Annotated in this window: 12 protein-coding genes; 5 read left to right on the top strand and 7 right to left on the bottom strand. The window is 59.4% G+C overall.

Going from position 1 to position 15,282, the window contains the following annotated elements:
• Nucleotides 1–21 precede the first annotated feature (21 nt).
• Nucleotides 22–1,875, top strand: coding sequence for a cation:proton antiporter (locus FPL19_RS09745; protein ID WP_150912232.1), 1,854 nt, complete (start codon nucleotides 22–24; stop codon nucleotides 1,873–1,875).
• Nucleotides 1,876–1,884: 9 nt separating this feature from the next.
• Here FPL19_RS09745 and FPL19_RS09740 read toward each other — a convergent pair whose 3' ends face one another.
• The 4 genes from FPL19_RS09740 to FPL19_RS09725 form a co-directional block, all read right to left on the bottom strand.
• On the bottom strand, nucleotides 1,885–2,871 hold the full coding sequence (locus FPL19_RS09740; protein WP_150912231.1) for an NADP-dependent oxidoreductase: 987 nt from the start codon (nucleotides 2,869–2,871) through the stop codon (nucleotides 1,885–1,887).
• A 78-nt stretch (nucleotides 2,872–2,949) separates the two neighbouring features.
• Nucleotides 2,950–3,420: an acyl-CoA thioesterase gene (locus tag FPL19_RS09735; RefSeq protein WP_150912230.1), complete on the bottom strand. Its 471-nt coding sequence runs from the start codon at nucleotides 3,418–3,420 to the stop codon at nucleotides 2,950–2,952.
• Entirely contained in the window at nucleotides 3,413–4,504 is a 1,092-nt protein-coding gene (locus tag FPL19_RS09730) for an SMP-30/gluconolactonase/LRE family protein (protein WP_150912229.1), read from the bottom strand. The genes FPL19_RS09735 and FPL19_RS09730 overlap by 8 nt, the downstream gene beginning before the upstream one ends.
• A gap of 52 nt (nucleotides 4,505–4,556) precedes the next feature.
• On the bottom strand, nucleotides 4,557–5,345 hold the full coding sequence (locus FPL19_RS09725) for an alpha/beta fold hydrolase (protein ID WP_150912228.1): 789 nt from the start codon (nucleotides 5,343–5,345) through the stop codon (nucleotides 4,557–4,559).
• A gap of 413 nt (nucleotides 5,346–5,758) precedes the next feature.
• Between FPL19_RS09725 and FPL19_RS09720 the strand changes: the two genes are divergently transcribed.
• The 3 genes from FPL19_RS09720 to FPL19_RS09710 all read left to right on the top strand — a co-directional run bounded on the left by FPL19_RS09720 (nucleotide 5,759) and on the right by FPL19_RS09710 (nucleotide 8,992).
• Complete coding sequence (locus FPL19_RS09720) at nucleotides 5,759–6,781, top strand: AraC family transcriptional regulator (protein ID WP_150912477.1); 1,023 nt, start codon at nucleotides 5,759–5,761, stop codon at nucleotides 6,779–6,781.
• Nucleotides 6,778–8,214, top strand: coding sequence for a cardiolipin synthase (gene cls / locus FPL19_RS09715; protein WP_150912227.1), 1,437 nt, complete (start codon nucleotides 6,778–6,780; stop codon nucleotides 8,212–8,214). Before FPL19_RS09720 ends, cls begins: the two co-directional genes overlap by 4 nt.
• 103 nt (nucleotides 8,215–8,317) lie before the next feature.
• Nucleotides 8,318–8,992: a GntR family transcriptional regulator gene (locus FPL19_RS09710; RefSeq protein WP_150912226.1), complete on the top strand. Its 675-nt coding sequence runs from the start codon at nucleotides 8,318–8,320 to the stop codon at nucleotides 8,990–8,992.
• A 6-nt stretch (nucleotides 8,993–8,998) separates the two neighbouring features.
• Here the strand turns inward: FPL19_RS09710 and FPL19_RS09705 are convergent, their stop codons facing one another.
• Nucleotides 8,999–11,224 (bottom strand): patatin-like phospholipase family protein, encoded by a 2,226-nt coding sequence (locus FPL19_RS09705; protein WP_150912225.1) that lies wholly within the window; start codon nucleotides 11,222–11,224, stop codon nucleotides 8,999–9,001.
• Nucleotides 11,225–11,240: 16 nt separating this feature from the next.
• A complete protein-coding gene (locus FPL19_RS09700) occupies nucleotides 11,241–11,867 on the bottom strand; it encodes a hypothetical protein (protein ID WP_150912224.1) in 627 nt (208 codons plus the stop codon).
• Nucleotides 11,868–12,117: 250 nt separating this feature from the next.
• Here FPL19_RS09700 and FPL19_RS09695 point away from each other — a divergent pair, with 250 nt between their 5' ends.
• Complete coding sequence (locus FPL19_RS09695; RefSeq protein ID WP_150912223.1) at nucleotides 12,118–12,480, top strand: hypothetical protein; 363 nt, start codon at nucleotides 12,118–12,120, stop codon at nucleotides 12,478–12,480.
• A 10-nt stretch (nucleotides 12,481–12,490) separates the two neighbouring features.
• Here the strand turns inward: FPL19_RS09695 and FPL19_RS09690 are convergent, their stop codons facing one another.
• Nucleotides 12,491–15,277, bottom strand: coding sequence for a transporter substrate-binding domain-containing protein (locus tag FPL19_RS09690; protein WP_404802803.1), 2,787 nt, complete (start codon nucleotides 15,275–15,277; stop codon nucleotides 12,491–12,493).
• Between the last annotated feature and the right edge of the window lie 5 nt (nucleotides 15,278–15,282).

The following is a 15,282-nucleotide window of genomic DNA, read 5'->3' as shown; positions in this document are numbered from 1 at the left end:
CCAGAGGGACCTGATCGCATCATGACCGTCAGCACCGTTTTTCTTCTCGCCTGCATCGGAGTCATTTCCCTCGTCTGCCAATGGCTGGCCTGGCGTGTGCGGATGCCCGCCATCCTGTTCCTGCTCGCCGGTGGCCTGGTCGCCGGCCCTGTGTCGGGGCTGCTCGATCCCGAACTGGTATTCGGGGACCTGCTGTTTCCGCTGATCTCCCTGTCGGTGGCGATTATTCTTTTCGAGGGTAGCCTGACGCTGCGTTTCAGCGACATCGCCGGTCACGGCAAGATGGTTCGCAACCTGATCCCGGTAGGCTCGGTGGTCACCTGCGTGATCGGCACCCTCTCTGCGCGCTGGATACTGGGTGTGTCCTGGGAGGTTGCTTTGCTGTTCGGCGCCATCTCCATTGTTACAGGCCCGACGGTAATCGTGCCGTTGCTAAGGTCCGTGCGGCCGCAGTCAAAGCTGGCCAACATCCTACGCTGGGAAGGTATTGTCATCGACCCGGTAGGTGCACTGCTGGCGGTCCTGGTGTTCGAAGGCATTGTTTCCTGGGGTCAGGGCAACGTATTTGGACACTCCATGTGGATCTTCGGCAAGACCCTGGCCGTGGGTTTCGTGATCGGTGCGATTGCCGGGTGGCTTAACGGGGTCGTTCTACGCAACCATCTGATTCCGCAATACCTCCACAATGCCGGTACGCTCACCTTTATGCTCGGGGTCTATGCGCTGTCCAACGAGATGGCCCACGAGTCCGGCCTGCTGACCGTCACCGTCATGGGCATCTGGATGGCGAACATGAAACTGGTGCCGCTGGAAAGCATCCTGGAGTTCAAGGAATCCCTGAGCGTACTGCTGATCTCCGCCCTGTTCATCATTCTGGCGGCGCGGGTGGAATTCGAGGCCATTGCCCAACTGGGCTGGGGCATGGTGCTGGTGCTGGCGCTGCTGATGCTGGTGGCCAGACCGGTGAGTATTTTCCTGTCGGCGATTGGCACTTCGCTGAACTGGCGAGACAAGCTGTTTCTGAGCTGGATTGCGCCCCGGGGCATCGTGGCGGCCGCGGTGTCTGCGCTGTTTGCGTTCCAGCTTCAGAAGCTGGGTTACGAGAGTGCCGGGGCCCTGGTACCGCTGGTATTCATGCTGATCATCGCCACCGTTACCATCCAGAGCCTGACCGCAAGGCCTCTGGCCCGGCTCCTCAAGGTGGCCGAGCCGGCGTCCTACGGCTTCCTGATTCTGGGGGCCAACCCCATTGCCCGGAAAATAGGGGCGGCCCTTCATAACCTCAAAGTACCCGTGGTCCTCACCGATACCAACTGGGAAAACGTCAAACTGGCGCGAATGGAAAACCTTCAAGTGTATTTCGGCAACCCGGTGTCAGAGCACGCCTATACCCATCTGGACCTGACCGGCATCGGCAACCTGCTGGTGATTTCGCCCTACAAGCACATGAATTCGCTGGCCACCTACCACTTCCTCGACTGGTTCGGGACCACCCACGTATTTACGCTCTCCGACGGCGAACAGGATCAGAACGCCCGGCACCGGACCGCTGAAAAAATCCACATGACCCGCGGGCTCTTCAATGGCCTTAGCTACGCCAAGCTGGCGAGCCTGGCGGCAAAGAACTACACCATCAAGACTACCCAGCTGAGCGACGAGTTTACCTTCGCGGATTTTCAGGCCAAGTACGATCAGCAGGCCTGTGTGTTGTTTGTGCTGGATAGCCGGGACCGGATTTCACCAGTCAAGGACATGGAAAGCCTGAAGCCGGAAAAAGACTGGACGCTGATCAGCCTGGTTCCGCCTCAGCCCAGCCGGGAAAAGGAAAGAAAAGAGAAGTCCGAGGCGCCGCCGGCAGAACCGGCGAAAACCTGACAGGGACCGTCAGGCGCGGCAGTCGAGCACCAGTTTGCCACGGACGTGGCCGCCCTCAAGGGTCTGGTGCGCCTGCTGCACTTCATCCAGAGTGAAGGTGCCGTCGATGTGGATTCTTACATCCCCGTCCTCAATCAGCTCGGCAATTTCCTCCAGATGGAAGACATCGGGTCTTACTGTCATTCCGTGGGCTCTGAGCCCCATGGATTCTGCTTCGGTAATGATCTCGTCAGCGGTCACGGTAGGCACTGTCACCAGCACCCCATGCTCACTCAGGGTATGCAGTGAACGCTTGCCCACCTCGCCGCCGATCAGGTCCAGCACCACGTCCAGACCATAGCACTCATCTTCAACCCGGGTAGTGTGGTAGTCGATCACCTCGTGAACCCCGAGCCCGGCCAGAAAATCCCGGTTGGAACCGGAGGCGGTGGCAATCACATGGGCGCCGCGCTCCAGGGCAAATTGCACGGCAAAATGGCCGACGCCACCAGCACCGGCATGAATCAGCACCTTCTGACCCGCCTGCAGTTGCGCCACCTCAAAAAGCGCCTGCCAGGCCGTCAAGGCCGCCAGTGGCAAGGCGCCAGCCGAGACCAGGTCAAGCTCTTCCGGCACGATGGCAAGGTCAACCGCCGGGGCGATCACATACTGGGAATAACCACCGCCGCCGGCGGGAAATCCAATCATGCCCATCACCCGGTCGCCGGGTTCAAGCGTTGTCACGTCGGAGCCTACAGCCACCACTTCCCCGGCCATGTCATAGCCCGGCGTCCAGGGCAGGCTGTTTTCGATCTGCCGCGCGGCAAAACCCAGGCCCTTACGGGTTTTCCAGTCGATCGGGTTCAGGCCCGCGCCGGCCACCCTCACCAGTACCCCGTCAGGGCCGGGCTCTGCGATTGTCGCCTGCGCCACCCGCAGCACGTCGGCCTCACCAAAGCGGTCATAGACAACGTGACGCATGTGGGTCTCAGAACTCGAATCCGTGGTGTTTTGCATAATGCTCTCCGGGCACGGGTTAACAGTGTTCAGATTAGCAGAAGTCGGCGGCGCCGTGATTACCGTCCACCATGAGTATCAGCCATCAAGGCCCCGACCGCCTTCTACCAGAACACTGGCGAGAATACGCTTGAATTCCGGCGGCATCCGGGACGGACGCTGGCTTTTCATATCCACGCAGGCATGGGTGGAAAGCGCCCGCACCAGAGTCTTGCCATCGGATTTGCGGATCAGCTGAAACTGTCGGGCAGAGCGGAAACGGCCGTCAAAATCCGTCAGCCAGGTGCCCAGTTCAAGCACATCGCCGGCGTTGGCCGAAGCCAGATAATCAATTTCCGTACGGGTGATGGCCATCGCCTTGCCGGTCTGTTCGTGCAGCGCCCAGGTCATTCCGAGGCTCTCGATATGGGCCCAACTCACTTCCTCGAGCCAGCGCAGATACACCACATTGTTGGCGTGTCCGAGGCGGTCAGTATCCTCAGGCGACACCCTTATTTGCTGAGTGAACGGTGATGGCAAATCCCAGTGCAGTTCTGGCTGGTCACTCATTGTTACCCTCCGTCAGACCCGGAACCGCTTCGATCGGCAGTCGCCCGATCCGGTCGTTGTGCAATGACCCGAAATACAAAATGCCGTTGTGGGGATTCACCGAGGTGATCTCCTGCAGATGCTTGCCGTCGGTATCGTGAAGACTCGCCAGCACCTCCCCCTGCTCATTGAACGCGAGCGCCAGGCCGTATTCCCGGGGTTTGGGCCGAAGAGCCTCCGGCATCTTGGCGATCAGCTCTTTGAGCCAGGGTCGGGGGTGCATGGTATCAATCTGACTATTGCGGAGCGTGGGAAAAGCCACCCAGTAACGGCCGGCGCTGTCCACGGCCAGGTTGTCCGGAAACCCTGGCAGGTTATCGGCGAATACTTCGGTGCTGCCGGGTTCACGCTTGCCGATCCAGTACTTGAGGATCCGGTATTTCCAGGTCTCGTTCATCAGCAGGTAGTCGCCGTCCGGCGATACCGCCACGCCATTGGCAAAGTAAAGGTCGCGGAGCAGTACCTCGGTTCTACCGGTTGCCGGATCATAACGCAAAAGGCGCCCGTGGGGCCGCATTTCCAGCAGGTCCAGCATGTACTCGGGCTGATTGAAACGGGAACTGGCGTCAGTGAAGTAGATTCGCCCGTCCGGGGCGATATCGACGTCGTCAGTGAAACCGAATGGCAATCCTTCCGCCTCGTCCGCCAGCACTGTAACCCCCTTGTCCGGCGCGATGGAAAGCAGGCCTTTCCAGGCATCGGCCACGATCAGGTTACCTTCCTGGTCGAAGACCATGCCCAGGGGGCGCCCACCGGTATTGAGCCAGTTTTCCACCCGGCCATCCGGCCAGACCCGGACAATCCAGCCGTCCTGGGTGCCGGTATAAACCACGCCATTAGCGTCTACCGTAGTGTCTTCCGGGCCGTAGACCTGACCTTTGGCAAGCAGGCCTGCAGATTCCAGGTGTTCATTGGGCGCCAGATTGCCGGTCATGGGTGACGCTTCAGGCGGGCTCCAGGCGGCACTGTCGACGGGGGACTCCGCCAGCAGAAAACCGCCGAGTACCACAAAGACCACCAGTACAAAACCCGCAAACCACTTCATGATGTTTTTCCGTCTTATTGTTTGGTTGCCTAACCTTACCAGACAGCCAGGGCTAGCCGTCCAGAAAGCGGCGGCAGAGTGCTATAAAAGTGTCCGGCTTTTCAGCGTGCAACCAGTGACCGGTGCCATCGATAATCCGCAGATCGGCGTTCGGGAACAGGCCCATGATGGTATCCCGGTGCTTGGTCTGGATGTAGGCCGACTCCGCGCCCTTGATAAACAGAACCGGCCCCTTGTAGGGGCCCTGACCCTCGGGGGCGGCAGACAGCGCGGCATAGCTCTGGTCGATCACCGGGAGGTTGAGCCTCCAGCGATAACGGCCGCCTTCCTCCTGCTCCGACGCCGGAACCGGCGCAAGGTTTTTCAGCAAAAACTGCCTGACTCCCGCTTCCTCGACATACTCCGACAGTGCCTGATCCGCGTCTTTGCGCGATTCGATGCTGCTGGTATCGACGGCTTTGAGTCCCTCCAGAACGTGATCATGACGGGGGTGGTAGGTTACCGGCGAAATATCGGCAACAATGATTTTCTCCACACGCTCCGGTGCCTTCAGGGCTAGCTGCATGGCCACCTTGCCCCCCATGGAGTGTCCCAGAATGCTCGCTCTGTCGATTCCCCGGGCATCCATATAGGCCAGCACATCATCGGCCATTTCCGGGTAGGTCATGGTGTCAGTGTGTGGTGACCGACCATGATTACGCTGATCGAGGGCGTGAATCTGCCAGCGATCCTCAAGCCCCCGGGCGATCACACCCAGGTTGTCCAGCGATCCGAACAGCCCGTGCAGAAGGATCAGCGGCTTGCCTTCGCCCGTGACCCGATGATGAAGCTCAACACTCATTAATAGATTCTCCAGTCGAAAGGCCTCAGACAGAAAAATGTCAGACGTAGAATGCACGGACACAAAAAAGCCGGGCAAGCCCGGCTGATAAAATGTCAGGTAAACGTATGATCAGCAATAGTAGATGCTGTCCAGGTACTCTGCCAGAGCCATCACGTTGATACGTTCCTGCTCGCTATGGGGGACAAAAATCTCACGCTCCATAAAACACCTCCTGATGAATGAAACCCGATTGCTTTGTTGACTGGTTACAATGCTATCTTTAGTGGCAACCGGGACGATTGACAGGCTGTCCCATTCCCTTGACAGTTTGTGACACCCCTTGTGATATTTTTCTCTACGGGGCGACAACGTCTCTACCAAAAGCAAAGGTTATCGTGAGCGCCGAACACGCTGATTCCAGAACATCACCCATGATTGCCGCTTCCAGCACCCTGGCGCTGGTGCACTACCTCAGGTGCCAGGGCGTTCTGGACCCGGCAGCGGTCGAGCAGATCACCGGTTATCCGCAGGAAGCGCTGACCGATCCGGATCTGATGATCCCGGCGGATCAGCATTATCATCTTTGGGAATACGCGGAGGCGGTCACCGGAGACCCGGCCGTGGGACTGCACGTGGGGCAGATGGTGGACCCAGACCGCATGGGCCTGGTCGGACACGTGTTTTTCAACTGCGATACCCTGGGCGAGGCGGTGACCCAGTATGTAAGACTTCATCGTCTGATCAACGAATCCGTCCGGCTCAGCTTCGAGCAGACCGGTGACCAGGCGGTTCTGACCTGGCAGGCGGACTCGCCCGGGCACTATTGCCGCCAGGACATGGACCGCACCATTGCGTCGGTGTTGTGCCGTACCCGCCATTTCATCCACCCGGGCATTGTCGCCGACTGGGTGGAAATTGCCCATGCCAGCCCCGACTACGCCGGGGAATATCGCGAGCTGTTCGGCGGCACGGTGCGATTTGGCTGCAAATCTACTCGGCTGGCCTTCGACAGCCGTCACCTTCAGCACCCCATTCCTCATCGCAACCCCTACGTGTATTCGGCAGTTCTCAAACAGGTGAATACACTGCTGTCGCGGCTTCAGAGCCGCCGGACTTTCGGCCGCAAGATCCGTCGGCTGATTTCCCAGCAGATGTCCACGGAACGGATTGATGCCGACACCCTGGCCAGGCAGTGTCATATGAGCCGCCAGACACTCTACCGCCGGCTGAAGAAGGAAGGTCTGGGCTTTCACGACCTGGTGGAGGAGGTGCGCAAGGACAAGGCCATGCGCTATGTCGCTTCGGATCACTATGCCCTGGGGGAAATCGCGTTTTTGCTGGGTTTCTCGGAGCTGAGCGCGTTCAGCCGGGCGTTCAAACGCTGGACCGGTATTGCCCCGGCGCAATATCGGGCCCGACACCTGGCTGACCAGAGCCGACGGGGCGGATCATGAATGCAGCGGACCCAACCTGGATCATCCTTGGGCTGATCGCCCTCTACACCGTCGCAATTGCCTGCATCTACCAGATACTGCTGAGCTACCGCACCGCCCAGGGCGCCATCGCCTGGATACTGGCGCTTCTTGGCCTGCCCTACCTTGCTGTGCCCTGGTTCCTATTGTTCGGCCGCAACCGCTTTGGCGGCTACCTACACGCAAGGCGGCCAGGCGAGGAAGCCGTCGCTGGCGCCATCACACAGTTCGAAAGCCAGAACCACCTAATCGACTGCCCCGGTCAGTCTCGGGACAGCAACGAGCTTCAGGTGCTGTCCCGGCTCGGTCGGCAGTCCTTTACCCGGGGCAACCGATGTGACCTGCTGAAAGACGGCGCGGCCACCTTTGATGCCCTGTTCGAGGCCATGGAGGACGCCCGCCACTACATTCTGCTGGAATTCTACATCGTGCGCTCCGACAAGGTCGGCCAGCGTATCAAGTCGATCCTCAAGCGGAAACTGGCCCAGGGTGTCGAGGTCTGGTTTCTATATGATGACATCGGCAGCGTGCTGCTGCCCCGCAAGTACCTCAGGGAACTGGCGGCAGCCGGCGCCCACGTGGCCTCGTTCGGTGATGGCAATCTCCGCCGTATGAAACTGCAGGTCAATTTCCGCAATCATCGCAAACTGCTGGTGTGTGATGGCGACGTGGGGTTTGTCGGCGGGATCAATCTTGGCGATGAATACCTCGGTGCCGTGGGCGATGAAGAGCCCTGGCGCGACACTCACTGCCGCATCCGCGGGCCCGCCGCCCAGGGCCTGCAACTGGCCTGGCTGGAGGACTGGAACTGGGCCAGCGAAGACATGCCGGACCTTGACTGGAAGGCTCCTGCGACAGCCGATGAAGACGAGGAAGTGCTGATTCTGCCGATGGGGCCCGCCGACACCTATGAGACCGGCGCGCTATTTTTTCTCAACTGCATCAACAACGCCCGTGACAGGATCTGGATAGCCTCACCCTATTTCGTGCCGGACTTTCAGATCCTCAATGCCCTGCAACTGGCGGCTCTGAGAGGGGTCGACGTCCGCGTGATCATTCCACAAAAAACCGACAGTTGGCTGATTGGCCTGGCGGCCTATTCCTACCTGGTTCAGGCCTCCCAGGCCGGTATCTCGATTTACCGTTATCAGAGGGGGTTTATGCATCAGAAGACCATCCTGGTGGATGATCGTTACGCCGCCGTGGGTACGGCCAATCTCGACAATCGCTCAATGCGGCTGAATTTCGAGATCATGGCGATCAATACCGCCAGGGCTTTTGTGGAGCGGATGGAAGAGATGCTTACCGCTGATATGGAGAACTGCCGCCTGATGACAGAACAGGATTACCGGGATCGCTCGATTCTCTTCCGCCTTACCTGCCGCGCCACCCGTCTGGCCGGGCCACTACTGTAATGCCGATCGGGTCTCAACACGGGCCCTGCCCTCGTTTTCCGGGCCAGGGGAATGTGAGAGTATTCAGCAACCAGCCATCAAACGTGCGAAAACAAACCACAAAATGACACTATTCAAACCCCGTGAAACCCTGACCGAGCAGGTGGCCCGACATATCGAAAACCTGATTGCGTTCGGTCAGCTACGTTCCGGTGAACGCATCTATGAAAGCACCATGGCTAAACAGATGGACGTCAGCCATGGCTCCATCCGTGAAGGGCTCCTGCTGCTTGAAAAGCGCCATCTGGTTCAGAACGTGCCCCGCAAAGGTGCCTTTGTGACGCCCCTGGACGAATTCTTTGTCCACAGCCTTTACGAAGTCCTGCAGCTTTACCTCACCCATACCGGCCGTAAACTGGTGCGGCAGTGGCAGCAGGCTGATATGGACAGGCTGGAATCCCTATACGGGCAGATGAAAGCCTGCCACGAGCGCAATGACCTGATGGCGTTTATGGAACTGGGGATCGAATATACCCAGGCGTCGCTGATCTACGCGGACAACTACTTCATCGTCTCCGCGATCCAGGATCTCTGGCCCTCCGCCAAGCGCTGTGCCTTCGTCGCCTTTCAGACCGGCGGCGGGCGGGTACTGGAAGACAACCTTGCCCATGTTCGCGAATCCATTGACGCCATCCGCGACCGGGACGAAGAACGCATGGCAGGGATTCTGGCAGGCTACGCAAGACAGCAGTGCGACCAGGTGTTGAAAGCCATCGGTGCCACGCCGGTCACGGCCTGAGATTGCTCAGTCGAACAATCGGGTGAACGAAAAACCAATATTGAGGTAAGCGCCCCAGTCGTCCTCATTATTGTAGGCGGTGGAGAACTGCACCGGGCCGATGACGGTCTCCACGCCGGCAAAGAGGCTCCATGAATAAAGCAGGTTGTCCCAACGGGCATCACCCAGGGACGACCACGCATTGCCCGCCTCGGCGCCCACGCCGGCAAACCAGGGAACGAACGGCCCCCCGAACGAGCGCCGCACAAAAGCACTGGCCAGGGCGGCATCCTCACCGGCAATTTCCCCCTGACTGAAGGCCGACAGCCGTTTAAAACCGCCCAGGGCCACGGAATTCTCCACACCAGCGACACCGCGGGTAACCGCGTTGGCAAACAGCAGCCCCGTCAGTGTGGTCCTGTCCCAGGTTTTTGCCGCCAGGGCCATGGTCCGGACGGAATCAAAGCGACGATCGGAGCCCAACCCCGGGCGCTCCAACCGGCCACGGACACCGGCGAAGGCGCCCGATTCCGGCAGAAATGCGTCGTCCAGAGAATCATGCTCGAAAGCCAGGTTGATACTGCCTTTCTGGATATAGCGATAAGGAACCACCTGGGCGCCTAGCTGCTCATCCACCGTGGCATAACCGCGCCGGTAGGTAAGCCGCACCTGGTTGTCCGAGCCAACTTCCATGCCGAGGGTGAGATCTGCCTCGCTGGTCGAAAGGTCAATTTCCGTTATTCGCTCGCCGTCTCCGTTAAAGGCGCTGAAAGTCTCTCGACGATATTCCGTGCCCAGGGTCAGATAACGCTCATACCCGTAATCCAGAGGCTGGAACCATTCCGTGCGAACCCAGGGTTCCGTACCCAGCTGCAGCCCCGTATTCCACTCCGCACCCAGTGCGTTCAGTTCCGTCATCCGCAGCGAGGCTGCGACATTGAACTCGGTGCGGCTCTCGAAGTTGTCCTCGTAGTTCAGCCCGAATGCCAGGTAATTTGGGCCCCAGCTTTTACGGCGAACCTGAATCAATAGCTCTGCACCCTCGCCCCCATACTCGCCGGACACCGGCCTGAGGGAATAGGACACGGTCTCGTAATAGCCGAGGCCATAGATTCGCTTCAAATCCTGCTCTAGCTGGTCCGGGTCCAGCGGTTCACCCAGTGTCTGGGTAATGCGGGAGCGGATGAAATCGGAAGCCAGCCGGTCACCGCCTGACACCCGGATGCGGGTGATGACCGAGGGGGCATCCGCCTCTTTCTTGAGGCCCGCCCGATAGGCGGCCCACTGCTCGTCACTGACAGACAGATGGTTCAACTCGACCGCATGATTGCGGGCCTCACTGGCACCCAGCTCAAAAAAGGGCGTGGCCTGGTAGAAGTCGGCCGAAGACAGGGTGCCCAGGTCCGGGCGGATCAACACATCACGCTCATTCAGCAGGTCAAGCTGGCGCACGGTATTTCTGCGGGTCAGTAGGGTGGTGAGCTGGCCGATTACGTTAAAGGCATTCTCGAGCTCGTCGCTGCTCATCAGGGGGTCGGTGATATCCACGGCGATGATTACGTCAGCGCCGAGTTCACGGGCAACGGAAACCGGCAGGTTGTTTGCAACGCCGCCGTCGATCAGTAGCCGTCCGTCTCGGAAAACCGGGGCGTAAACCCCCGGGATACTCATGCTGGCGCGAATCGCCTCGGCCAGGCTTCCGCTGCCAATCACCACGGCATCGCCGGATTCCAGATCCGTCGCCACCGCGCGAAAGGGCAATGGCAGCCGGTCGAAGTCCTCCACCAGGGCCGCATCAAGGGTGAGTTCGTTCAGAATGAATCCCAGGTTCTGACCGGCGATGAACCCACCCCCCAGTTCCAGGCCCTCGGCGCTGACGCCAATACCGGGGGTGATGGGAAAGCGCCAGTCCTGGCGCTTACGGCGGACGGGCTTGAAGACGCGGCCGGGGTCATCACGAAAGCTCGACAGCCAGTCCAGATTGATAAACCGGTCCTCAATCTCTTCAACTGTCATGCCCAGGCTGTAGAGGGCTCCGACGGCGGAACCGGCACTGGTGCCCACCACAATATCCACCGGCACCTGAATCTCTTCCAGCACCCGCAGCACGCCCACATGAGCCATGCCCTTGGCACCACCGCCACTGAGCACCAGGGCAACGGTGGGCCTCTCAGCGGCGGTCACCGGGCCCACCATTACGGCAGCCAGCAACAGAGCCAAAAGAACCGGAATCTTCAACCGAAGGATCAACATCGCTGACTGCCAGCAATCACTCTTTGCGTCCCGATCCGTCTTCCTGATCCGCCAGTGACAGGTGGGAGATATCCGGCACCACCGGAGGTGGTGACTCGCGGGATTCCACAAGTTCAGCGCCGGGCGGTGCCAGGGTCCACTCATCCAGATGTTCAAACATCGGGGCTTGCGCCTCTTTGTGCTCCTCCAGAGTGACCCCTACCGGGTCCAGAGTCAGGCCAGAGCCAGCCAGAATGCTGTCCACCTTTTCGCCGGCCACATTGGGCCTGTCGCCCGGCTCGACTTTGACTGACCCGCCGGCGCGGGAAGGAGTGGAATCGGAAGCAGAAGACCGGGGCGGCGCTGAAGGTTGCTCCGGAGCAGAGGGTTCTTTCTGAGCTGAGGGCTCTGGTCTGGCCGAAGACGGTTTGGGTGCCGTCCCTTCCATTGGCTCGACGTAGGCAACCATGCCGTGTTTTTTGAGGACGCCCTTGTACTTCTCGGCCTGGACTTCCTCCAGCCGGTTGCGGATAACCACCGGCTGGCCGCTAAACATCTTTGTGATCTGGTCAGCATTGGCCTTGAACAGGGTTCTGGCGTTGCTGCGGGCCTCTTCCGGATCGGTGCCGGGTGTGCACTCACCTTTGAAAACCAGTTGGAACATGATCCTACCTCTGACCTTGACTGAATACCCACATCATAGTTGAAAGCCGGGACCTGGGGGAACTTTGAACCGACCTCGGCCAACGGCCCAAGACTGTGAACAATTGAAAAATGTGGACAAAAAATGAACACATTTGCTGGAATTCCGACAAAAAGATCAGTAACCTTTAGTTACATAGTGTTACCGGATCGCTTTATCTGTCTGAAATTTGGTCTTGTCTGAACATTGCTATCTCACGAGAATACCGGCCATGAACATCAACCGCCTGATCTGCGCCTTCACACTTCCCCTGCTTTTTGGAGCCGGGTCAGCCTCGGCTGGCAATCTGGACGTGCTGCTGAGCGGCCTGTTCCCCGAAAACCAGGCGACCTACATCGGCTATGAGAGCATCGAACGTGAAATCATACCGGTCAGCGCCCCGGTTGAGCGCAAGTACCTGATCGTGGATTTCCGCTTCAACAGCGAGCCCGGCACAGAACAGCTCCAGGCCAGTGTTCACAAGGTGTGCATGGCCATGCTCAAAGACCGCGACCTGATCCGTGACCTGACCAACCAGGGCTATGACATGGTGTCGGTCGCTTTTGACCGGCGCTCCCAGTTCGACTGCCTGTAACACGCTAGATTTACTGCTCGCGGCCCAATAGCCGGGGAAAGGCTTCGAGGGCACTGTTTACCGCATCCAGGTTGAATGCTTCAACATCTGCCAGCAGCTTTTCGCCGTACCGGGTCACTGACGGCGATCGCACCCGTTGACCCCATTCGATCACCCGGCAGGCAAAATCTCTCATCTGCTCAGGATCGCCGCTTTCCCGGACCGTCTGCCATTCGTTACCGAAGTCCCGCTCCAATTGCTCTCTTAGCCAACCGCGCTCCTGCATGCTCAGAGTCTGGGCGAGCAGGCGGTCGGATTCCTGGGGCTGACCATCCTCCTCTGCCTGCTCGTCCGTTACCTCCACATCCGGCAGCCGCACGGTAAAGGTGGACCCGACGCCTGGTTCACTCTCCACATCCAGCTCGCCGCCCATCATTCGCACCAGCTTGCGGCTGATGGCCAGACCCAGGCCGGTGCCGCCATAGCGGCGGCTGTTCTGGCCTTCCTGTTGTTCGAAGGCGTCGAAAATCTGCTGTTGCTGATCCTCCGGAATGCCGATGCCGGTATCCTGCACGATGACCACAAGCTGAGAGCGGGGCATGCGCCCTTCCGCCTCGTCGCCGTCACTGCCCGCCTGCGGCGTGGCGGTGGCCCGCACCGTCACACCGCCTTCATGGGTAAACTTGATGGCGTTACCCACCAGGTTAAACAGCACCTGGCGCAACCGGGTTTCATCCAGCCTCATGGCCGCCGGCATGCGGGAGTCAACGCTGACTTCCAGGGAAATTCCCTGCTCGGTGGCCCGCAGATCGAAGATATGACGCACATCGCTAAGCAAGCGGCGCATGGACACCGCAGAATAATCCAGCCGCATCTTGCCGGCCTCGATCCGCGAGAGATCCAGAATGTCGTTGATCAGCATCAGCAGACTGCGGCTACCCGCCCGAATGGCGTTGAGGTAGTTTCGCTGCTGGGGGTCCTTGACGGTGTTGCTCAGCAGATCGCTGTAGCCGATCACGGCATTCATCGGGGTGCGGATTTCGTGGGACATGTTGGCCAGAAATTCACTCTTCGCACGGCTGGCCGCCTCGGCCTGACGGGCCAGACGCTCTGCATCCTGCTTGGCGGATCGCAGCTCATCCTCACTCCGTCTTAGCGCATTCTCCGAGCGGATACGCTCGTCCACTTCCCGGGAAAGCTTGCGGTTCCAGTAGAGGAAGATCAGTACCACCACCAACGCGATCAGCACGATGCGCCGAACCACGGTGTAGTCGGTCTCCTGTTCGATATCCAGATGAATCCAGCGGTTATAAATGGCTTCGGTTTCACTGGCGTCCAGGCTCGCCAGGGCTTTGTTCAAAATGCCCAGCAGTTCTGGTCGATCCTTTGGTACCGCAAAGCGAAGCTCATACTGGTAAGGGGTAATACTGGTAATCCGGAGGTTGGAGAGACCCAGCCGGGCCACGGTGTAACTCACCGCGGGAATATGGGTCACCATCACGTCGAGATCACCGTTGGACAGCGCCAGCAGGCCCTCTTCAACCGAGCTTACCGGATAAAGATTCAGGTCGGGGTGGTTGATCAACAGGTAATCGTGGCCGGCCTGCCCGTTTACAACGCCCACACGTTCATCCCTGAGTTGCCGCAACTCACCGATAAACCGACCGTCCTCACGAATCGCCAGCGCGATAGGTACAGTCAGGTAGGGGCGACTGAAAAGGAAGGATTCTTCCAGCTGAGGCGTTCGGGTCATGGCTGGAAGGATGTCGATCCTGCCCTGGCTCAGCTGCTCTTCCGGCACCTGCTCCGGCGCCAGCATGCGGCGTTCGAACTGCACTGACTGCTGTGACTCCAGCCGGGTGACCAGATCCGGGACCAGGCCACGTGGCTCGCCATCCTGGGTAAACTCGAAGGGCGGCCAGGCGGAACGGAACCCGATTTCAATATCCGGATTCTGCTTGAGGAACGCTATCTCATCGTCCGACAGACGGATGGCTCCATCTTCGGTTTCCTCCACACTGGATTGCAGCCAGGGCTGACGTATCGCCCGGTGCTCACTATGACTTATCGCCAGTACCGCCTGGTTAAGTACACGAAAAACACGATCTTTGTCGGCGGCCACCTCAAACACTACGTTCACCGACTGATTGCTCATCAGCCGGGCCAGCCGCACCCCGTTCACCATGGCAGAGCGCAGATAGTCCGACACTACGGCAACGGGCCCGACAAAGGCATCTGCCTGCCCCGAAAGCACCGCACTGACGGCCTCGCCTATGGTGTCCACCGGTACCGGCGTGAAACTTTTCACCGGGTCCAGCAGGGAATACTGGTTAGCATCCCGGGCGACAAGAGCGATACGGGTATTCTCAAGATCCGTAAGTTCGCGAATTCCGGCATCACCGGTGGCAACGAAAAGGCCGTAGGTCAGTGACATGAGAGGCGCGGATAGTTGTGTTTCACCCTCGTCGGGCTGCCGCGCCGGCCGCGTATTGAGGCGGGCGTCAATGATGCCGTCTGCCAGCCACTGGTCAAGCTGAGCTTCGGTGCCGGTCACCTGCTCAACCGGCACATCCAGTTTGGCGGAAACAGTGTTCAGGTAATCAATGAAAACCCCGGCCAACTGGCCTTCCCCGGTATCGAAGACCAGTGGAATCTGGTCGCTGCGTACGCCCACCCGAATGGACTTCCGGGCGCTCAGCCAATCCAGGTCCCCACTGCCCAGCACTGGTGAAGGTGAGGGTTGGGGCGGCTCTGCCATCAGAAGGCCAGGCGAAAGCAGGCAGGCCACACACAACAGTAGATGCAACGCCGCCTTCACTGGAT

Source organism: Marinobacter halotolerans, from assembly GCF_008795985.1.
GTDB classification, from domain to species: Bacteria; Pseudomonadota; Gammaproteobacteria; order Pseudomonadales; family Oleiphilaceae; genus Marinobacter; species Marinobacter halotolerans.
This window is presented reverse-complemented; position numbering and strand designations above follow the sequence as displayed.